Source organism: Muricaecibacterium torontonense (assembly GCF_004793925.1).
Taxonomy (GTDB): Bacteria; Actinomycetota; Coriobacteriia; order Coriobacteriales; family Atopobiaceae; genus Leptogranulimonas; species Leptogranulimonas caecicola.
Window position 1 is genome coordinate 418,673 of record NZ_SRYE01000001.1, and the last position, 19,716, is coordinate 438,388.

Here is a 19,716-nt window from a genome sequence, read left to right on the forward strand (position 1 = left end):
ATAGGCCTTAAAACAGGGCGTATTATTTGACGAATAAGACCCCTCAAAAACCCTTCAAATTCACGTTTGTATGCATAGAGGTAGAGCAACTACCTGGTGTTATACCGAGTTTTTGCCCTATCCGCCCTATGATGCATAAAGTTACCGATGCATAGTGTTTCTATGCAGTAAAGGTCTGCAGTGGGTTCTACCTGCAGGTTCGTCTTTCCCCTAATCTGTAAGCCCACCAGCGAACATAAGGGTTCGCGAGATTTGGATGCAAAGGAGCAGCCATGAATGACCAGAACACCCCTCAGGTGCAGCAGTCGACCGCCATAGGCGGGCTGCTCAAGCGCTCGGTTTCCCGCCGCTCACTCTTCCAGGCTGGCGGCTCGTTGGTGGCCCTTGGCTCTCTGGCAGCCCTCGCCGGCTGTGGCAGCACGGGCGCAGGCGCCCCTGACGCCCAGGCCTCAGAGCAGGGCGGCGGCTCCACCCTGCGTGTAGGCATGGAGGCAGCCTATGCCCCCTATAACTGGCAGGCCACCCAGGAGAGCGAATACACCATCCCCATCGAAAACGTCTCCGGCGCCTATGCAGACGGCTACGACGTCCAGATCGCCAAGCGTGTGGCAGAGGCCCTCGGGGCCGAGCCTGTGGCGGTGAAGCTCTCCTTCGACGGCCTTATCGACGCTCTTAACAACGGCCAGATCGACGTCATCATCGCCGGTATGAGCGATACCGAGGAGCGCCGTCAGTCCATCGACTTCTCCGATCCCTACATCGAGGACACCATCGGCATCTTTGTGACCCAGGGCTCTCCCTACGAGAACGCCACCAGCCTCAAGGACTTCGCCGGCGCCACGGTCATGGGTCAGAAGGCCACCCTCTACGATGACTGCATCGAGGAGATCGAGGGCGTCAACCACGCCACTCCCGTGGACACCATGCCTGCCGTGCTGGCTCAGCTGGCTCAGGGCGCCGTAGATGCGGTCACCTATCCCAAGATGAACGAAGAGGGCTACATGCGCTCCAATTCCAACTTGGTGCCCATCCAGTTCGCCGAGGGCGCCGGCTTTGAGACCACCAATCCTGCCTCGGTGGGCTACACCAAGGACTACGCCAATGCTCAGGCGGTAAATGAGGCCGTCAACGCCATCTCCGACGCTGAGCGTCAGGAGATCTGGACGGCTGCCTGCGACCGTCAGCCCGCCTAAGGCACAGCGCCTCGGGCGCCCCCCCTATGCCTTAGCGCACTCTGTTTCTTGCGAGCGCCGGATGCCTCACCTGTGCATCTGGCGCTCCATCGCCATTTATAAAGGAGCGATTATGGCCCTTGGAGTACCCGATCCCCAGCTGGAAGAAGCTGTAGTGGAAGAGGAAGAGAACCTCCACCCCTATGCCGAGCCGCTGCCGGAAGACGCCGGCGCCCTGCGCCGTCTCGCCCACTTCTTAAAGAGCGACCATCCCTACGTGTTTTTGGGAACCAGCGCGTTGGCATCCTTCTCGCTGGCATGCTGCGCCACCATGTCGCTGGGCGCCGCGGGTCTCGCACTCACCCTGGTATGCGTGGCCTGGCTGGCCCTCTCGCTGGTGGCCCTGGTGGCCAAGGCCGTGCTGCGCAAGAGGTATCGCTCCCATTTCGTCCTGGCCAAGGTGTCGCTTAGGGCACCCCTGCGTTACGCCAGCTACCTGGTGTGGATCTGCTCGGCAGCGCTTTTTTGCCTGGGTCCCATCGCTCGCTTTGTGGCCCTTTGCCAAGGGGCCATCGCCAGCTCCACCAACCCCACGGGCTTTTTGGAGAGCGCCGTCTACATGCTCTACAACGGGCGCCAGCTGTTTGTCACCGGTGTCACCACCACCATCGAGCTGGCGCTCTTTGGCACGGTCATCGCCTTCTTCCTGGCACTGCTCATGGTCTTTCTGCGCATCCAGACGCCCGATCGCGGCGAGAACGACGCGGTGCGCTTCTTCAAGACGCTGGGCTCGGGTTTTGCGCGCTTCTATTCCACCGTGGTGCGCGGCACGCCCATGATGGTTCAAGGCGCCATCGTCTACTTCGCCGGTCTGGCGGTCTTTCGCTCCCTGGGCTGGGAGACGGCTCACATCAACGCGGTGTGGTCGCCCTTCTGGGCCGGCCTCGTGACCATCAGCCTCAACTCCACGGCCTATATGATGGAGGTGCTGCGCGGCGGCATCGAAGCAGTGGATCCTGGCCAGCTGGAGGCGGCGCGCTCTTTGGGCCTTTCCCAGTGGCAAGCCATGCGCAAGGTGGTCTTTCCCCAGGGTGTCAAGAACTCCATTCCCGCCCTGTCCAACGAGCTCATCGTGAACATCAAGGATTCCTCGGTGCTGTCCATCATCGGCGTCTTCGACCTGATGTTTGCCACCACTTCGGTCATAGGCATCTACTACAAGGGTCTCGAAGCCTACTGCATCGCCGCGGTGATCTACCTCATCCTCACCATGCTGTTCTCCAAGATCCTTACCATGCTGGCCGCTCGGCTTGACGTCGAGGCGCCCGGACCCGTGGGCTCCACCACCGATCCCGCCGCTGCTCCTCGCCACCCCGCCCAGCCCATGCAGTCCTAAAAAGGAATGATCATGACTACGGACACTTCTGCGCCTGCTTCCCAGGCTTTCGCCTCTACACCCGAGCCCCTCATCTCCGTCCAGGGGTTGCGCAAGTCCTTTGGGGCCCACGAGGTGCTCAAGGGCATCGATCTGGACGTCTACACCGGCGAAGTGGTTACCATCATCGGCGCCTCGGGCTCGGGCAAGTCCACTCTCTTGCGCTGCCTCAACCTGCTGGAGACCCCCAACGCCGGCCACGTCTACTTTCGCGGAGAAGACCTCACCAACCCGGCCACCGACGTCAACGCCCTCCGTGCCGACATCGGCATGGTCTTCCAATCCTTCAACCTCTTCAATAACCTCAACGTGCTGGATAACTGCACGTTGGCCCCGGTGACTCTGGGCAAGCTCAAAAAGCCAGAAGCCGAGAAGATCGCCCGCCGCCACCTGGAAGCCGTAGGGCTCCAGGACTTCATCGGCGCCGATTCCAAGCGCCTCTCCGGCGGCCAAAAGCAGCGCGTGGCCATTGCCCGCGCCCTGTGCATGGACCCGGCCATCATGCTCTTCGACGAGCCTACCAGCGCCCTGGACCCTGAGATCGTGGGCGAGGTGCTGGGCGTCATGCGCGAGCTGGCGGCCGGCGGCATGACCATGGTGGTGGTCACCCATGAGATGGCCTTCGCCAAGAACGTGAGCGACCGCGTGGTCTTCATGGACCAAGGAGTCATCGCCGAGCAAGGCGCGCCCCAACAGATCTTTGGCAATCCACAGCATGCACGCACCCGGGAATTTCTCTCGCGCTACCTGGATGACAAGAGCGAAGAGTAGTTGACCCGCGTCCTGTGTGATCCTTACAGTACAAAAGCCCATCAGTGGAGCGTGGTATCCTCAGCTAGAGCCGGTTTCATCCAAGGGAGATTGAGCCCATGGCATCTAGGATTATCACGTCGCGCCACGTGTTCGACGGCACTCACGATCGCAGCTATCCTGCCGCGGTGGTCATAGAGGGAGACATCATCTCTGCGGTGGTGCCACCTCAGGAGATGGATGCCTACATTGCAAAAGACACCCTGGTAGAAGACTTTGAGGACGCCTTCATCTGCGCCGGCCTCCATGATGCACATCAACATGTGTTCCATTCGGCGCTCTATCCATCGGCTCGGGCCATGGAGTACTGCGGCGCCTCTGAGGCAGACTGCGCCCAGCACATGTATGACTTTGCCAAAGACCAGCCTTATGGCTCCTGGGCGCTTTCCCATGGCTGGCGCGACATGCTGTGGGATCCGGCCATCCCACCCACCCGCCTGTCGCTCGATGCGCTCTTCCCCAATCGACCGGTGGCCATGTACTCCGGCGACTCCCATACTCTCTGGCTCAATACCTGCGGCCTTAAGCGCCTGGGCATCGACGAGAACACCCAGCCTCCCGCCGGCGGCTCCTTTGACCGCGACGAGGAAGGCCGGCTCACCGGCGTCCTTCGCGAGGGCGCCGGCATGTACTACATCGCCCGAGTGCTGGAGTCGCTCTCCAAAGAGGAGCTGCGCCAGATATTCCTCGACTGGACCCACGAGCTCAACCGCCGAGGCATCACCAGCGTGGACGACATGGGCTTATCGGCAATTCCGGGCTGCGACGCCGTATTAGACGAGGTCTGGCGTGATCTGGAAGCCTCAGGCGAGCTCACCGTGCGCGGCCACCTGTTTCCCACGCTGCCGCTGGACGGCGACCTCGACCGCATTGAAAAGCTCCAGGCAGAGCTCACCGGCCCCATGCTGCGTGCGCCGGGCGTCAAGCAGTTCTTCGACGGCGTCTCCAGCGCCCACACCGCCTGGCTTTTGGAGCCCTATGAGAACCCTCGCTTCCCCGACGATCACGGCCACCCCGCCATCCCGCCTGCCCAGATGCGCGACATCGTGCTGGGCGCCGCCAAAGAAGGCATTGCCGTGCGCATCCACACCATAGGCGACGCAGCGGTCCATGAGGGCGTTTCCATTTTTGAAGAGGCTGCCGATAAGTACGGGCAACCTCATCAGGGGCGCTTTTGCCTAGAGCACATCGAGAACCTGGAGCGCGACGACGTGGAGCGCATGGCTGCGGCAAAGATCGTGGCCTCGGTGCAGCCGCAACACGTGGTCATCGACATCACCCAGCCGGCCCGCGACCTGGGCGAGGAGCGTGCCTCCTTCATGTGGCCTTTTAAGACCTACCTCAAATCCGGCGTGGACATGGCCTTTGGCACCGATTCTCCCTGCGTTCCCTGCGACCCGGCCGCCATCCTGGCAGATGCGGTCACCCGCCAGGACGCTTCCGGCGCCCCCATGGGCGGCTGGCTGCCAGAAGAGCGCGTCACCGCCGCCGAGGCCCTGCGCGCCGTCACGCTGGGCAGCGCTGTGGCGGTGGGCCGTCAGGATGAGCTGGGGACCCTTGAGCCCGGCAAGTTTGCCGACCTCATCGTCATCGACAAGAACCCCTTGTCCTGTCCGCCTCAGGAGCTTCATCAGGCGCAGGTGCTCGCCTGTTATGTGGGTGGGAACAAGGTCTATGAAACCGCTTGAAGAGCGGGGGCGCCGGGCGGCGACGCTGCTTCGGTCGTTGAGGAAGGCCCAGCTCGGCCCGTCTACCCCTAGCGTCCCTGCCGCACGCCGCCCTCTAGCCAGCCCCCTTAGAGAGGAGCACTCCATGAAGCTTGGCCTCACCACCGTCGCTGCGGTGACTCCCGCGGTCCACGTGGGCGACGTAGACTTCAACGTGGTTGCCTGCGTCGAGGAAACCAAAAGCGCCGTGGCCCATGGGGCCCAAGTGGTCATCCTTCCCGAGTGCGTCCTCACCGCTTACACCTGCAACGACCTCTTTTGGCAGGACGCTCTTCTGGTCGCTGCCGAGTGTGGCCTGGCCTCCTATATCGAGCGCACCGCAGAGCTCGGATGCCTCTCGGTGGTAGGGTTGCCTTTGCGGGTGAACTCCAAGCTCTACAATGTGGCAGCCGTCTGCTGTGCCGGCGAGCTTTTGGGCGTGGTGCCCAAGCTGCACATCCCCACCTATAACGAGTTTTATGAGGGTCGCTACTTTGAGCCGGGCCCTGTGGAGTGCACTCCCATTTCTGTGGCTGGCCGCTGGAAGGTGCCCTTTGGCGCCCATCAAGTCTTTGAAGCCCCTGCTATGGAGCACTTTTGTGTGGGTGTGGAGATCTGCGAGGACCTTTGGGTCCCCGAGCCTCCCTCCATTGGCCTGACCAAGGCCGGCGCCACACTCATCTGCAACCTTTCGGCCTCCAACGCCCAGGTGGGCAAGGCGGCCTACCGGCGCGACTTGGTGCGAGGCCAGAGCGCCCGCTTGGTGTGCGCCTACGGCTATGCCAGCTCCGGCTGGGGCGAGTCCACCCAGGACGTGGTCTTCTCGGGCCATGACCTGGTATGCCAAGACGGCCGCATCGTGGCCGAGGCCCAGCCCTTTGGAGGCGGCGTCGCACTAGGGCAGGTGGATTTGGAATATGTGGCCAGCGAGCGCCGGCGCATGTCCACCTATCGCACCAGCGCCTCTCCTGAGGCCGCCGGCTACACTCGCATATCGCTGCCGGAGAGTTTCGACCCTGCCGACGAGCAGGTGACCGGTTGGGTGGATCCCCATCCCTTCGTGCCCGACGACCCTGCCACCCGCAGCCAGCGCTGCGAGGACATCCTGGACATCCAGGCGCGCGGCTTGGCCCAGCGCCTGGCCCACACCCACGCCAAATGCGCGGTGGTGGGGGTTTCCGGCGGCTTGGACTCCACCCTGGCGCTGCTGGTATGTGCTCGCGCTTTTGACTATTGCGGCCTCGATAGAGGCGGCATCCTCGCTGTCACCATGCCGGGCTTTGGCACCACCCACCGCACCCACTCCAACGCCCGCACTCTCGCCGAGGCTCTGGGCGCCCAGCTTTTAGAAGTGCCCATCGCCGCCGCAGTGCGCCAACACTTCCAAGACATCGGCCATAACGAGGCCATCCACGACGTCACCTACGAGAACTCCCAGGCCAGGGAGCGCACCCAGATCCTCATGGACCTGGCCAACCAGCGCGGCGGCCTGGTCATTGGCACCGGCGACCTGTCCGAGCTGGCCTTGGGTTGGGCCACCTACAACGGCGATCACATGTCTATGTATGGGGTGAACTCCGGCGTGCCCAAGACGCTGGTGCGCCATCTGGTGCGCCATGTGGCCGCCACCTGCGACAATCCTCAGCTTGCAGAGGTGCTCCTCGACGTGCTGGACACCCCGGTCTCGCCCGAGCTTCTGCCTGCCCAAAAGGATGGCACCATCGCCCAGGTCACCGAGGATCTGGTGGGCCCCTACGAGCTCCACGACTTCTTCCTCTATGCCATGTTGCGCCAGTGCTTCGGCCCTGCCAAGATCTACCAACTGGCACTGGCGGCCTTTGTGGAGCAGCCTCGCGCCCAGGGCCAAGAGCCTCTCTATGACCCTGCTGCCATCCTGCGTTGGCTTCGCACCTTCTACCAGCGCTTCTTCGCTCAGCAGTTCAAGCGCTCCTGCCTGCCCGACGGCCCCAAGGTGGGTTCTGTGGCCGTCTCTCCTCGCGGGGATCTGCGCATGCCTTCCGACGCCTCTGCCACTCTCTGGCTCGCTCAAGTGGATGCGCTGGAGACTCCTCAAGGCTAGGAGCCTCGCTCGCATATAACCCCACCCAGTGGTGCATCACTGGGTGGGGTTTGTTTCGAATTAAGGGTAGATTCAGCCTGGCCGATGGGTACCTAGCCTTTAGAAAACCGCGCCCGAGTACCATGAATGGGCGCTTTCATGCATCGCCAACGTCGCTGTCCCGGGGCCTCGCCCTTGCGCAGGCGTCCCTGCACGACCCTCGCATTCACACCGCATGCACGGCGGGGTTTGTTGGCAGCGGGCCGCACAAGCCGCCCGCACTACACCTTCAAGCAGAGGAGATCTATGAGCGAGAAGATATGCCCTCACTGCGGAACCCCCGCAGATCCCGGCGCCCGGTTTTGCACTTCCTGCGGCGCAAACCTGGAAGAGGTCGACGTCGCCGAGGCCAAGGTAGCGGTTGCCTCCGATGACGCTTCCGGCTCCCCCGACGCTGCTCCCGTCGGTGCTGCCGCAGCTCCTGAAGCTGCTTCCGAAGCCGAGATCGAGGAGGAAGCCTCCGTTGCCGAGAACCCCTTGCCTCCTGCGCCGGAGCCTGCACCTGTCCCTGAGAGCGCCGCAGCTCCCAATGCCGCGCCTGCTCCGCAAGCTTATTATGCGCAGCCAGTTCCCCAGGCTCAGCAAGCCTACGGGCAACAGGACTACCAGCAGCAAGGCTACCAGCAACAGGATTACGGCCAGCAAGCCTACGGCCAGCCGGCGCAGCCTGGCTATGCGGGCCAGCCGCAGCAACCCGTTCCACCAGCGGCTCCTGCGCAGCCAGGCCCTTTGAGCCAGGGCTGGCATGACCTTACTGGCCAGCCTGGCTGGTTTGGCACCGCCATGCTGCTCATGCTGCTTAACCTGGTGCCCTTTCTGGGATGGTATGCTCAAGGCTACATGCTCGAGTGGGCCATTCAAGCCGGCGACGGCGCCCAGGGTCTGCCCAAGCCTCGCTTTACCCGCACCACCCTTTGGCGCGGCTTCCTCTACGCAGTGTTGTCTCTTCTCGGCGGCATTATTGGTTTGGGCTTCACACTGCTGTTCAAGATCCCACTGGTGGGCATCCTGCTCTACATTGCATGGATGATCCTGGTGAGCGTCTTTGTGGCCATGGCAGGCGTGCGCATGACTGCCAAAGATAGCTTTGGGGCGGCTTTCGACCTCTCCGACCTATGGGATCAGTTCAGGCAGGCCCCTTGGGGCGTCATTTTGGCAGTGTTTGTGCCCGGCCTTATCGTGGGCGTCATCATGGCTGTCATCTACACGGCGGTGTTTGCCTCCAGCTTTTATTCGCTGGGCAACCTGCTGGAGAACCTGGCGTACATGGGGTCTTCGGCCAGCTATATGGGCTATGGCATGGGCGCGGTCGGCCTAGAGAGCCTGCTGAATATGTTGCTGGACTCTCTTACTGCCGTGGGCTTTGGTGCTGCTGTGGCTACCCTGGTGCAGACCGCACTTTCCACCATCGCGCAGTTGTGGAGCCTCCGCGCCGTAGGCGTGTGGGTGAGTCGGCAGGATCCCGACTGGCGCGCCTAAGGATCGAGCGAGCGCGTTCGCGGGTTGCTGTGGCCATGAGCCTAAAACGAGCGTAACTGAGAAAGCCGGGCCTGGAAAATCCCAGGCCCGGCTTATTGCGCTTGTGCCGCAGGCAAACTCGAGTGGCAGTCCGAATGGCGGTCCTATGCAAAATCGAATGACGGTCCTATGAAGAGCGGCTGTGAGGCTTTGGAAAATCAGTGGAGCTATGGTGATGGAACGGTTCGTCTGCCTGCGGCGATGCAGGAGTGGGAAGAGCGGCGAGGGCCGAGCGGTCCATCTGAGGGCTGAGCGGCCCATTTGACAGATATTGGTCAGAAAATTGTCAGAACGTCGAGCGCACGGGTGGATCCAAATCACTAGGCTGTGCTCATGAACGCCATCGTGTGCGATATAGTCGCGTGGATGTACTTTGCATCTCGGCTGCCCGCGACACCTCTCAGCGCAGCCCAAGCCCAAGAGCGGATCTCTGGGGCTTCGGCCATGGCTGCCTGTGCGAAGTCCGTCAGTACTTTGGGTTGGTGGAAAAGCAGCCTTCCCTGGGCTCACGAATTGCTGGCGACTCCGGATACCTACGACGTCCCCATGCATATGTTGATAGGCTTTAATAATCGGCATGGCACACAAAAAAGGATTGCAATTCATCAATTTACTCAACCTGTGCCCGACGGGTTTTTATGGGAGATCCAGCCACCGCAAGGTTTGGATTCATTGCAGGTGGTTTCTCCAGCTGGGTATTTGGTGCTTCGTTCTGGACAAACGAACCAAACCCAACTTGCGATGCTGGTTTCAATTTTATGCGGCGACTTTCTTTGCAATCCGTACCAAGATAATGCGCGCTACTTCAGAGATGTTCTCTGCTCTACGGACACCATCGATGCTGTAACCGCTGGTATCTCTGAGTCGATGCGTGGTATCAAAGCATTGAAGTCAGTGCTTCCCTACGTAGCCAATGGCGCCCATTCGCCTATGGAGACAGTGATTCAATTGGCCTTGTCGCTGCCGCCTAGACTAGGCGGTTGCGGTTTGCCGGTCCCCGAGCTTAATGCAAAGTTAGAGGTGACTGGCGAGCTCTCTTTGCTGCTGGGCGGATCACGATATATAAGCCCCGATGGGCTTTGGCCTGCGAGGCGCGTGGGTTATGAGTATGACAGCCACCAAGAGCATGACAGCAATCCTCTGCAAGTTGAGAAAGACCGACGCCGCCGTGATGTCATGGAACGCCTAGGCTATCAGATGGTGGTATTTGATCGCGAAAGTTGTCGCAACGAACGCATGCGAAACCTTTGCTTTGAGCGTCTTGCGAAGCTTTTGAAACGGCCTTTTGACTGGAGCGGTGCAGCTCAGCAGAAGCGTCGGGACCTTTGGAACAAACTGATGACCGTTGGCCTTTGCTGGTAGGAGCAGATGGTACGCAGTGACTAACTAGCACGCAGCGATTAGCTGACACTGTTATTGCTGTATGGTCGCGTATTTGTGTTTTCGCCGCCTCGTCGCACTGGGCTTTTGTAAAACCCCAGTGCGACGAGGTACTACATCGCATGTGTACATGCAGCAATTCCATATCCCGCACTGCTCACGCTCCGCACCCGTATTTCCCACCCGCCCAGCATCGCCCCACCTAGCGCTGCCCCTTCCCTCCATCTGCACGTCCATGCAGAGGTCGCCCTAAAGTCCCTAGATTGATATTGATGAGTTTTCATGGGTGGATTGTTTGAGAGCCCACTAGGGCGTTAGGAGGGTCCCGAGGCCGGGTAGATGTGCTAGTGGCTCTGCGGAAAGCCCCTAAGAGACAGCGTCTCGGCAAGGCTCGAAGCGGCGTCAGGCAAAGGTCTCAGGCGCTTCGGAAAGAAGCCCTGTGCAAAGCCGCGTTCTCCATGGCATTGTTCTGGCGGAGGCCCTACTGGGGCATTTCGCAGGGAATGCTGCGTCAGAATCGCTCTGCGCAGGAGTGCTTCTCCCAAGGAGTGCCAGGCCCAAAGCCTACCTATAAAGGGGACTACTAGAAAATCTAAGTGGCTTAATGGAGATTTTCTTCTAGCGCTTGCTAGAAGTTGGTCGTCTTTGTAGGATGCAATGTGTGAGAACATCGCCGCTTCGAGGCGAAATCCGTAAAGGAGGAGTCGTTATGAATCTCAAGCCGCTGGGTGATCGCGTGCTCGTCAAGCCGGCCCCCAAGGAAGAGAAGACCTCTTCGGGCCTCTACATTTCCTCGGGCGCCCAGGAAAAGCCCCAAAAGGGCGAGGTCGTCGCAGTAGGCGAGGGCCGTCGTGATGACAACGGCAACCGCATCCTCATGGACGTGAAGGTGGGCGACCAGGTATTTTACGGCAAGTTTGGTGGCAATGAGATCAAGGTCGACGGCGAGGACTACCTACTCCTCCGTGCCGACGACATCTACGCCATCATCGAGGGCTAACCCCCTCCTCGCGTTTCTCATGCAGCGCGCCTTGCGCGTCTTATAGCTGCCGAGAAACCCGCGCTCTCGCTCCCTGCGAGACCCCCCTTGCTGCGACCCATGAGTCGCAGCACCACTCCATCAAGTAACTGTTTCATAGGAGGTACGCATACCTATGGCCAAGATTATCAACTTTGGCACCGATGCCCGTTCCAAGCTTGCAGCCGGCGTCAACACCCTGGCAGATGCTGTCACCACCACCATGGGCCCCAAGGGCCGCTATGTGGCTCTTCAGCGCCCCTACGGTGCTCCCACCATCACCAACGACGGCGTTTCGGTCGCCAAGGAGATCGAGCTCAAGGATCCCGTGGAGAACATGGGCGCTCAACTGGTGAAGGAGGTCGCCACCAAGACCAACGACACCGTGGGTGACGGCACCACCACCGCTACGCTTCTGGCCCAGGTCATCGTGAACGAGGGCCTGCGCAACGTAGCCGCCGGCGCCAACCCCCTGGCGATCCGCCGCGGCATCGACCACGCCGTGGACGCCGTGGTGGAGGAGATGAAGGGCGCCGCCCAGACCGTCTCCACCAAGGCCCAGATCGCCTCTGTAGGCACCATCTCCGCTGCCGATCCTGAGATCGGCAAGAAGATCGCCGACGCCATGGAGGTCGTGGGCAAGGACGGCGTCATCACCGTCGAGGAGTCCCAGACCTTTGGCATCGAGATCGAGACCGTCGAGGGCATGCAGTTCGATAAGGGCTACATCTCCCCGTACTTCGCCACCGACAACGAGTCCATGGTCTGCGAGCTCAAGAACCCCTACATCCTCATGACCGACCAGAAGGTGTCCAACATCCAGGACATCCTGCCCATCCTCGAGGCCGTGCAAAAGTCCGGCTCTGCGCTGCTCATCGTGGCCGAGGACGTGGACGGCGAGGCTCTGGCCACGCTGATCCTCAACAAGCTCCGCGGCACCCTGAACGTCTGCGCCGTGAAGGCTCCTGGCTATGGCGATCGCCGCAAGCGCATGCTCGAGGACATCGCTGTGGTCACCGGTGGCCAGGTGGCCATGGAAGAGCTGGGCATCAAGCTGGCTGACACCACCGCCGACATGCTGGGCCGCGCCAAGAGCGTCAAGGTCACCAAGGACAACACCACCATCGTGGGCGGCGAGGGCGCCAAGAGCGCCATCGACGACCGCATCGCCCAGATCAAAGCCGAGATCGACCACACCGACTCCGACTTCGACCGCGAGAAGCTTCGCGAGCGTCTGGCCAAGCTGGCCGGCGGCGTGGCCGTCCTCAAGGTGGGCGCTGCCACCGAGGTGGAGCTCAAGGAGATCAAGCACCGCATCGAGGACGCCCTGCAAGCCACCCGCGCCGCGGTGGAAGAGGGCATCGTCGCCGGCGGCGGCGTAGCCTTCCTGGACGCCTCCGAGGTCCTGGCTTCCATGAAGTGCGACGACATGGACGAGAAGATCGGCGTCGACATCGTTGCCAAGGCGCTGGCCGCCCCCGTCAAGACCATCGCTGATAACGCCGGCTTCGAGGGTGCAGTCGTGGTCGAGAAGGTTCGCGGCATGGACAAGGGTCATGGCCTGGACTCCGCTACCGGCCAGTACGGCGACATGATTGAGATGGGTGTGCTCGACCCCGTCAAGGTCGCTCGCGTCACCCTGCAAAACGCCGCCTCTGTGGCCGGCCTCTTCCTCATCACCGAGGCCACCGTCACCGACGAGCCCAAGGACACCACCATCGAGGAGGCCATCTCCGCTGCTGCCGCCCAGGGCGGTCAGGGTGGCATGTACTAATCCCTCGAGGTCAAAGCCCTCTTAGCGCCTCATCGCGCACGTAGCTCTACGCATACAAGCCCGTCCTCAGCTCACCGCAAGCTGGAGGCGGGCTTTTTCCTTGCCGATAAGAACCGCAACCATGAAGCTCATTGGCCCTTCGTTGCCCCTTCGCGGCTGCCGATAGGGCGCTACCAAAGGAGCAGCAAATAGAGGATTGCGCATATGAGGCATACCGCAGCATCAAAGGTGCGGCCATGGGCCTTTGAAGTGCGGTAGCCAACAAGCTCGGCAGCTATTACCAAAAGACTGCTCATGGTAAGAAGCATGAACCTATCGATGCAGCCAAAGTGATACAGCACACCAATTGACAGGCAGCTTATGGCCACGGCGATGCCATCCCAAGAGAGGTAGCCTTCTGCCCACCAGTAGGAAAACTTTGCTTTGATTGAAGCCCAGGTCATAGAGCCTGCTTCCTTTGCATGCGGCTCATTGCACGCAGTTGTGGACAAGGCTGACGGCGATCTACGGTCGATAATCGGGAAATGTCGTGGCTATCAGGTTATTTCGAGGTAAAGAATCACATTATTATTAGCAAATATAAACCAAGAAATACAAAACATCGCTGGGTAAATCAAAACATATTGTTGCAATTGCGATTATGCTCCCATGCTAAAGTTAATCAAAGGAGCAGCTATGGCAAACATTCTCTATATCGAAGACAACCTGCAAGTGAGAACTTCGGTAAGCCAGGTGCTGACAGGCGCTGGACATAGCGTAAAGGCGATTCCTGACGGCGCCACATTATACGAATCGCCTGCACTTCTAGAGGATCAGCGCTTTGACCTGCTGATCTTGGATATGACGCTTCCCCATGTCGACGGCCTCACTCTGCTCAAGCGTATCCGGGAAGTGTCTCTGCTGCCTGTGCTTGTGCTCTCTGGTGACAACAGCGAGTTGGACATGATCGACGCCTTGGCAAGCGGCTGCGACGACTATGTGACTAAGCCGATCCGTCCCGCATACCTTCTCGCCAAGGTCAACGCATTGCTCCGACGGACGGCTCATGCTTGCGAGGACGGGTCTTTCTCGGCAGGAAAAGGCGAAGTGCGCGCGGGAAACCTGCGCTGTTGCGATGGAGAGTGCTTTGTGGAGGGGCGGCCCGTGCCCCTCACGCCTACAGAGATAAAACTGTTGCGCTATTACCTTGCGCATCCCAATCAGCCCCTATCGCGAGAGCGCCTGCTTGCAGAAGTCTGGGACATGCCTCAAGAAGTTGAAAGTCGGACGGCCGACGAAATGACTCGCCGAGTGCGGCGCAAACTAGAATACGCAGGGGCTTCGGTGGCCTTGCGGTCGGTGTGGGGCGTGGGCTATAGGCTTGAGACTCCCGAGAGCGGGGGTTGACCTATGGCGAGCGCCTGGGACAAGCTGCGGCAGGCCCGAGTGCAGAGGTTTGTGGTTGGATGGGCCGTTTGCCTGGCAGTTCTCTATGCAGGGGTGTGCGTGTTGGTCGATCTGTCTGCGAAAAGCGTCCTTGATGGGGGAGGCTCTGGGCTGCTGGGGCTTCATGCGCAAGAGGCGGTCTTAGGTGGGGAGGGGGATTTGGGCGCTGAGGCTTTTGCGAGCGTTCCGTTCACGAGCGAGCTGCGCGATGAGATTGCCGAGAAGCCCCTTCAGCAAGCTGGCCAAAAGCCTGATGTGTGCTCCTATTACGCGGGCGACTGCTTGGTGTTCTACAGAGTGATAGACGATGCTGCCTCGGGTGTGACGGTTCGCTATGTGGATTGCAGCTCTTGGGTGGCTACGTTTCGCGTTGCAAAATGGGCACTCATTGGCACGGCGCTCTTCACGACTCTGGTGGCAGCGGTTCTGAGTTCTAAGGTCACTCGGGACATCGAGCGAGAGATCGCCATCTCCGAGGCGCTTTCTGTCCGTTTGCTCCATGAGGTCAAGGGGCCCATAACCGCTTTGGCGCTAGGCCAGCTTAGGTCAGAGGAGCAGGCAAGAAGCCAAGAGGTGGACGATCTCATAGAGGCCTTTGACACCCTCGTGAGGTTCCAGTATTCGCCCGGCGCGATCTTGAGGGTTGTGGATGCTCGGGAGATCGTCTTTGAAGTGGCCAGGGCGCTTGATAAAGATGCGGAGTCCTCCAGCCCCCAGGTGGGCGTCTATGCGCCGGAGCCAGTTGAGATCTCGTGCAGCGAAGAAAGGCTCACGGCAGTTCTTTACTGCATCGCAAAGGCGATGGTCGCTTCGCAGCCATCGACGCTCTTTGCGGCAAAACAAGACGCCCACAACCAGGTGGGCGTCTCTTGGAATGGTTCTGATCTGTCGGCTGTCCCCTCTGAGCTCGTCGAGCTTGCGCGAGACTTCGCTCGAGCGGAGGGCTGCAAGGTAGAAGCAAGGCACGACAAAGGGTCCAGCTCCATCTGTTTTAACTATGCGTAACCTAGCTCTACCTGCGGCGACGCTTTCCGCGCCTCTCCTGGTCTTGGTCTACCGCCGCCCGCCAGGAATCATCCAGCGGCGCGCCCGCACAGGCACATACCGCCGCATCGCCAAAGGATTGGAAGGCGGCAAAGGTGCCGGTGGAGTCCGCGTCGTAGGCGACGGCGCGGTTAAGGTCGATGCCTAGGCTCTCTGCCTGCTCGGCCACGTCGATGTTGGCCCCTAGGAACAGGAACTCCCAGCCCCTCTCCCTATGTTGCGAGATCAAGCGCTTCACCTGTCCATAAGAAAACTTGTGAGAGGCGTTTTCCAGACCGTCGGTGATGATGCACACCGTAGTGGAGCTGGGCTTATGCCCTGCAGGCTGATGCTGCTGAATCAAATCGATACGCTCGATAGTGGACCCCACCGTGTCCAGCAGTGCAGTGGTGCCGCAGGGCACATAGTCGCTGGCAGCGAGCGGTTTGATAGACCCAATGGGCTCCCTGTCATGGATAATGGTCGATGCTTGATTAAAGAACACCGTGGTCACCAGCGCATTGTCGCCGGCTCCGGCGGTCTTCTTAAGCACCGAGTTGTATCCGCCCACCGTGTCGCTTACCAAAGGCATCATGGACCCGCTGGCATCGATAATGAATACCAGCTCAGCCACCGGGGGTGCGGGCTTCTCGGTGGCATGGTGATGGTGCTGGTGATGACGGCGCGCGGGCTGGCAAGTATCTGCGGCGGTGTCGACAGGCTGGCTGGCAGAGTGCGTGGAGCCAAAGAAAAACGAGTTCATGGAGCCTCCTTCAGGCGTGGCGGATGTTGCTTGCAAGCCTAAAGGGAAACGCCTCGCCAAAGGTCGCCTGCCAGGTGACATTGGAAGGCGAGCATGGCGCGCGGCATGGTGACGCAGCAACGGGCAGCATGCAGATGTGGTGCCGGGAGGCGCGGCTCCTAGGCTCCCAACAGCCGGCGGTCGTAGGCGTAGAGGGCCTGGTTCACTCGGTCGATATCAAACATGCGCCGTTCCAAGTACCAGGCGCATATGGCGTCGTCGATGGACGAGGGATTCAGCGCAAAGCCGGCACGAGATAGAAGATCGCGGGTTTCTGCCAGCGTGAGCTCCAGGGCAAAGGCCAGAGCCAGCACGGTCTGCTTGCGAGGCTGATAGCTGGGATTGGAGCGGATCTTGGAAAAATGCTGCCGAGTGAGCCCAGCTTTACGGTAGACCTGGGCGTCGGTGAGGCCGCGGGCGTCGATAAGGGCCAGCAGCTGCCGAGAAAAACCCCAATCCAAGTGCTGCAGCGCCTCCTCCAATGTGGCGGCGTGGGTGGGCACGCTGGCGGCGCCGGGGGCGGTGATGGCTTGGTCGGCCAGGAAGAGGGCGCCGGTGTCCTCGGGGCTGGGAGCTGCCTGCGCAGGGGTCGGGACGCTGGTGGCCGGCGCGCTGGCGTCCCGACGTCTTCGGGACCTGCGGGGAGCTGCGGGCGCTTTGGGGGCAGCCGGCGCCCCGGCGCCAACCGGCGCGCCGGCGGCGGGAGTGAACAGCGAGTCTAGAGGCAGGCTGGCATCCAGCAGCTCGTCGGGGAGGGTGCGCAGGTACTCCACCAGCTCGGGTTCCAGAGCGCGGCGGGCCTGGGTATGGTCACCCCATAGGCACAGGTGGACATCCATGGAGTCGCCGGTGGCTTCCAGTTCCTCCAAAATGGCGGTGCGGGCGATCTTGCGAGCCTCGTCCGCCGGGTAGCCATAAATGCCTGAAGATATCAAAGGAAACGCGACGCTCGTAGCTCCCAGCTTGGCAGCCACGCGAAGGGCAGAGTGGTAGCAGGAGGCGAGGGTTTGGGCTTCTCGGCTCGAACCGCCGCGCCAGATGGGCCCTACCGCGTGAATGATCCAGGGTGCCTTGAGGCCAAAGCTGGGCGTGGCTGCAGCTTGGCCGGGTGCGACGGGGGCCGCTTGAGTGCAAGCGGCTTCGAGGGCAGCTGCGTCGGCGGCAGCGAAAATGGCACCGCAGACACCTCCTCCGCGGGTGAGACGGGAGTTGGCAGCATTGACTATCGCGTCCACATCCATGGTGGTGATATCTGCGTTATTGATATAAAACGGCATAGGAAATCCAATCAGACGCGGTGAATGGACGCTAGCTAAAAACAGCCTGAAAATCTCTTAAAGCACAAGGTGGCGTAGAGATTTTGGTGCCTGTGTGTCCCTTGGTATTCCAGCGTCAAAATGGTCTAGAGCGCCATAGGGCTATGGTATGGTATCCACTCTTATTTCAACGCACGGAGTATCGGGGGCACTATGGTCATTCGTTCTGCGCGCACTAGCGATCTACCTGCCATTATGAGCGTTATCGAGTGCGCCCGCAGCCGCATGCGGGCCGAGGGCAATGCCGGTCAGTGGGAGGGCTATCCCACCGAGCATACAATTCTCGACGATATCGACGCCGGAACCTTTTACGTGTTTGTGGATGACGGCTCAGAGGTCCATGGCTGCTTCTCGCTGGCCGCGGGGCCAGACCCAGATTATGGCGATATCGACGGCGCCTGGATCGACAGCTCTCCCTATGGCGTGATTCATCGCGTTGCTACCGACAACACCTTTTCCCACGCCATGGCCCAGATTGTGGACTTCGCTAAGGGCCAGGGGTTTTACCACCTTCGCATCGACACCAACGGCCACAACGTCACCATGCAGGCTGTGCTTGAGCGCCTGGGCTTTGTCTACTGCGGCGAGCTTAGGCGTTGGCGCGAGGGGCCTTGGGTGGCCTATGAGCTCACGCCGCAGGCGCCGGCCGCCACGCAGGCTGCCAGCGCCTAGCCGCAGGTAGAGCGCCCAAGCGACCCATGGACTCATCGCGCATCTGGCCTCAGTGCACAACCGGCCACTCGCATCTGTCCGCGACTAGCGGTGCTCGGGGGCGTCTAGCTCCTCGGTGGGGATGGAGCGGGTGTCAGGCACCCATACGTAGGAATCGTCGCTTGTGCACTCGGCGATGATGCGCTCCATCGGCAGCTTGGCGTAGATGGCGCTGGCGCTCACGCAGCGCATGCCTTCCTGGGTAAAGAGGTCGCACTGTCCCTCGAAGGTGCGCCGAGTTTCCTTGGTGATAGAGGCCTTCACCGTGAGGGGCACATTGAGCGGCGTGGGCTTGTGGTAGCGCACGGTGAGCTCCATGGTGACGCCCCAGTGATCGTGGTTGCCGCTGATGTAGGCGCGCCCAATGGACTCGTCGCAGATGGCCGCAATGACGCCGCCGTGGAGGAGCCCAGGATAGCTGCAGTGGATATCGCGTGCAGTAAACACGCCTGTCACCTGACCGGGGGTGTCGTCCTCCACAAACTGGGCGTGCAGGCCTGCGGGGTTCTCGTAGCCGCACACGAAGCACATGTCGTTAATAGGTTGATTGTGCTCGCAGCCGGGGCCCGCAGGCGTGCAGTGGGGGCAGGATTCAGAAGCAGACATAGGAGCAGCACTTTCCTTGTAGGTTTAGAGCTCGGTAGCGCCGGGCACCTCAAGCTCGCGGTCGCTGGCGATGAGAATGTTGTTCTCATCTTGGGCCAGAGGGTCGGGGCAGCGTAGGTCATAGACGTGCTCGAAGGCCATGAGCAGGGCGTCGCGGGCCTCAAGGACGCGAGTGGGGTCCTTTGCGGGTGCTACTACATTCACCAGGTAGAGACCGTCTTGAGCAAGGTTCTCTTTGGCCATATCCAGGCCGTAGCCGCTCATGAGGTCCGAGGGGGCGGAGGTGCCGGCGTAGGCGTCGTTGACGATGACGTCGTAAGGCTGGGCAGCGCCGCGGCCCAAGACCTTGCGCTTCACCAGGAAGCTCAGGCCGTCCTCCTGCACCACCTTCAGGCGCGGCTCGCCGGAGGGCAGGGTGCCTGCGAACTCGATGGCGTGGTCTAGGTGGAACTCCCGGCGGGCGATCTCGATGATCATGGGGTCGATCTCACACACGGTGATGGAGAGATCCTCATGCTCCTTGATGGCGTGGCGTGGCCAGCAGCAGCCGGCGCCGCCTACCACCAGCACGTTTTTGGGATGGACGCCCTGGGCGGCCAGCTCAGGGGAGAAGATGACGTCTAAGCCGCGGCTATGGGCTGCCACAGGCTCGTCCGGGTCATCCAGATACATCACCGATTGCCAGCCGCCGCCTACTGAGAGCACGCGCATGAGGCGGCCTTCAGAGTCGGTGGTGGTGAACAGATGGGCCACGCCAAAGCGGGTGGGCACCAGGCGGTCGGCGCGCAAGGCCAGATGCTGGGCGAGTTTGGTGGCGCCAAAGGCTCCCGCGGCGCCGGCAGCGACCGTAAGGGCGCCGATGGCCACGGGCTTCAGGGAAGACAAGGTGGGCTTGTTCATG

At 61.1% G+C, this 19,716-nt stretch carries 17 protein-coding genes; 12 read left to right on the forward strand and 5 right to left on the reverse strand.

The window, feature by feature from the left end; genetic code table 11:
• Positions 1-272 precede the first annotated feature (272 nt).
• The 9 genes from E5334_RS01740 (at position 273) to groL (ending at position 12,932) form a co-directional block, all read left to right on the forward strand.
• Complete coding sequence (locus E5334_RS01740; RefSeq protein ID WP_136011875.1) at positions 273-1,193, forward strand: transporter substrate-binding domain-containing protein; 921 nt, start codon at positions 273-275, stop codon at positions 1,191-1,193.
• A gap of 112 nt (positions 1,194-1,305) precedes the next feature.
• Positions 1,306-2,568 carry an amino acid ABC transporter permease gene (locus E5334_RS01745; RefSeq protein ID WP_136011876.1) on the forward strand — a complete coding sequence of 421 codons (1,263 nt, stop codon included), beginning with the start codon at positions 1,306-1,308 and terminating at the stop codon, positions 2,566-2,568.
• A 12-nt stretch (positions 2,569-2,580) separates the two neighbouring features.
• The gene (locus E5334_RS01750; protein ID WP_136011877.1) at positions 2,581-3,378 is read left to right on the forward strand and encodes an amino acid ABC transporter ATP-binding protein; all 798 of its coding nucleotides are present in this window, start codon (positions 2,581-2,583) and stop codon (positions 3,376-3,378) included.
• 98 nt (positions 3,379-3,476) lie between these two features.
• Positions 3,477-5,105 carry an amidohydrolase gene (locus tag E5334_RS01755; RefSeq protein ID WP_136011878.1) on the forward strand — a complete coding sequence of 543 codons (1,629 nt, stop codon included), beginning with the start codon at positions 3,477-3,479 and terminating at the stop codon, positions 5,103-5,105.
• A 124-nt stretch (positions 5,106-5,229) separates the two neighbouring features.
• Positions 5,230-7,203, forward strand: coding sequence for an NAD(+) synthase (locus E5334_RS01760; RefSeq protein WP_136011879.1), 1,974 nt, complete (start codon positions 5,230-5,232; stop codon positions 7,201-7,203).
• 285 nt (positions 7,204-7,488) lie between these two features.
• Complete coding sequence (locus E5334_RS01765; protein ID WP_167604250.1) at positions 7,489-8,721, forward strand: DUF4013 domain-containing protein; 1,233 nt, start codon at positions 7,489-7,491, stop codon at positions 8,719-8,721.
• Between the two features lie 372 nt (positions 8,722-9,093).
• Complete coding sequence (locus tag E5334_RS01770) at positions 9,094-10,122, forward strand: hypothetical protein (RefSeq protein WP_136011881.1); 1,029 nt, start codon at positions 9,094-9,096, stop codon at positions 10,120-10,122.
• A gap of 727 nt (positions 10,123-10,849) precedes the next feature.
• The gene (gene groES / locus E5334_RS01775) at positions 10,850-11,140 is read left to right on the forward strand and encodes a co-chaperone GroES (protein ID WP_136011882.1); all 291 of its coding nucleotides are present in this window, start codon (positions 10,850-10,852) and stop codon (positions 11,138-11,140) included.
• A 154-nt stretch (positions 11,141-11,294) separates the two neighbouring features.
• On the forward strand, positions 11,295-12,932 hold the full coding sequence (gene groL / locus E5334_RS01780; RefSeq protein ID WP_136011883.1) for a chaperonin GroEL: 1,638 nt from the start codon (positions 11,295-11,297) through the stop codon (positions 12,930-12,932).
• Between the two features lie 170 nt (positions 12,933-13,102).
• Here the strand turns inward: groL and E5334_RS01785 are convergent, their stop codons facing one another.
• Entirely contained in the window at positions 13,103-13,375 is a 273-nt protein-coding gene (locus E5334_RS01785; protein WP_136011884.1) for a hypothetical protein, read from the reverse strand.
• A gap of 232 nt (positions 13,376-13,607) precedes the next feature.
• On the opposite strand from E5334_RS01785, the gene E5334_RS01790 reads away from it, so the two are divergent.
• Together E5334_RS01790 and E5334_RS01795 are read left to right on the forward strand one after the other, a co-directional pair.
• A complete protein-coding gene (locus E5334_RS01790) occupies positions 13,608-14,318 on the forward strand; it encodes a response regulator transcription factor (protein WP_167604251.1) in 711 nt (236 codons plus the stop codon).
• Positions 14,319-14,417: 99 nt separating this feature from the next.
• On the forward strand, positions 14,418-15,362 hold the full coding sequence (locus E5334_RS01795; protein ID WP_136011886.1) for a hypothetical protein: 945 nt from the start codon (positions 14,418-14,420) through the stop codon (positions 15,360-15,362).
• Positions 15,363-15,369: 7 nt separating this feature from the next.
• Here E5334_RS01795 and E5334_RS01800 read toward each other — a convergent pair whose 3' ends face one another.
• Together E5334_RS01800 and E5334_RS01805 are read right to left on the reverse strand one after the other, a co-directional pair.
• Positions 15,370-16,143 (reverse strand): vWA domain-containing protein, encoded by a 774-nt coding sequence (locus tag E5334_RS01800; RefSeq protein WP_136011887.1) that lies wholly within the window; start codon positions 16,141-16,143, stop codon positions 15,370-15,372.
• Between the two features lie 158 nt (positions 16,144-16,301).
• Entirely contained in the window at positions 16,302-17,459 is a 1,158-nt protein-coding gene (locus tag E5334_RS01805) for a macro domain-containing protein (protein WP_136011888.1), read from the reverse strand.
• 192 nt (positions 17,460-17,651) lie between these two features.
• Here E5334_RS01805 and E5334_RS01810 point away from each other — a divergent pair, with 192 nt between their 5' ends.
• Positions 17,652-18,170 (forward strand): GNAT family N-acetyltransferase, encoded by a 519-nt coding sequence (locus E5334_RS01810; protein ID WP_136011889.1) that lies wholly within the window; start codon positions 17,652-17,654, stop codon positions 18,168-18,170.
• A gap of 84 nt (positions 18,171-18,254) precedes the next feature.
• Here the strand turns inward: E5334_RS01810 and E5334_RS01815 are convergent, their stop codons facing one another.
• Together E5334_RS01815 and E5334_RS01820 are read right to left on the reverse strand one after the other, a co-directional pair.
• Positions 18,255-18,815: a PaaI family thioesterase gene (locus E5334_RS01815; protein ID WP_136011890.1), complete on the reverse strand. Its 561-nt coding sequence runs from the start codon at positions 18,813-18,815 to the stop codon at positions 18,255-18,257.
• 24 nt (positions 18,816-18,839) lie between these two features.
• Complete coding sequence (locus E5334_RS01820; RefSeq protein WP_136011891.1) at positions 18,840-19,715, reverse strand: spermidine synthase; 876 nt, start codon at positions 19,713-19,715, stop codon at positions 18,840-18,842.
• Between the last annotated feature and the right edge of the window lies 1 nt (position 19,716).

What these genes read in the sequence shown, in the direction of transcription:
- E5334_RS01760 (WP_136011879.1), top strand. Translation starts at nt 5,230, where the DNA reads ATGAAGCTTGGCCTCACCACCGTCGCTGCGGTGACTCCCGCGGTCCAC.
- E5334_RS01820 (WP_136011891.1), bottom strand. Translation starts at nt 19,715, where the DNA reads ATGAACAAGCCCACCTTGTCTTCCCTGAAGCCCGTGGCCATCGGCGCC.
- groES (WP_136011882.1), top strand. Translation starts at nt 10,850, where the DNA reads ATGAATCTCAAGCCGCTGGGTGATCGCGTGCTCGTCAAGCCGGCCCCC.
- E5334_RS01810 (WP_136011889.1), top strand. Translation starts at nt 17,652, where the DNA reads ATGGTCATTCGTTCTGCGCGCACTAGCGATCTACCTGCCATTATGAGC.
- E5334_RS01750 (WP_136011877.1), top strand. Translation starts at nt 2,581, where the DNA reads ATGACTACGGACACTTCTGCGCCTGCTTCCCAGGCTTTCGCCTCTACA.
- E5334_RS01805 (WP_136011888.1), bottom strand. Translation starts at nt 17,459, where the DNA reads ATGCCGTTTTATATCAATAACGCAGATATCACCACCATGGATGTGGAC.
- E5334_RS01770 (WP_136011881.1), top strand. Translation starts at nt 9,094, where the DNA reads ATGAACGCCATCGTGTGCGATATAGTCGCGTGGATGTACTTTGCATCT.
- groL (WP_136011883.1), top strand. Translation starts at nt 11,295, where the DNA reads ATGGCCAAGATTATCAACTTTGGCACCGATGCCCGTTCCAAGCTTGCA.
- E5334_RS01745 (WP_136011876.1), top strand. Translation starts at nt 1,306, where the DNA reads ATGGCCCTTGGAGTACCCGATCCCCAGCTGGAAGAAGCTGTAGTGGAA.
- E5334_RS01765 (WP_167604250.1), top strand. Translation starts at nt 7,489, where the DNA reads ATGAGCGAGAAGATATGCCCTCACTGCGGAACCCCCGCAGATCCCGGC.
- E5334_RS01740 (WP_136011875.1), top strand. Translation starts at nt 273, where the DNA reads ATGAATGACCAGAACACCCCTCAGGTGCAGCAGTCGACCGCCATAGGC.
- E5334_RS01755 (WP_136011878.1), top strand. Translation starts at nt 3,477, where the DNA reads ATGGCATCTAGGATTATCACGTCGCGCCACGTGTTCGACGGCACTCAC.
- E5334_RS01800 (WP_136011887.1), bottom strand. Translation starts at nt 16,143, where the DNA reads ATGAACTCGTTTTTCTTTGGCTCCACGCACTCTGCCAGCCAGCCTGTC.
- E5334_RS01790 (WP_167604251.1), top strand. Translation starts at nt 13,608, where the DNA reads ATGGCAAACATTCTCTATATCGAAGACAACCTGCAAGTGAGAACTTCG.
- E5334_RS01785 (WP_136011884.1), bottom strand. Translation starts at nt 13,375, where the DNA reads ATGACCTGGGCTTCAATCAAAGCAAAGTTTTCCTACTGGTGGGCAGAA.
- E5334_RS01815 (WP_136011890.1), bottom strand. Translation starts at nt 18,815, where the DNA reads ATGTCTGCTTCTGAATCCTGCCCCCACTGCACGCCTGCGGGCCCCGGC.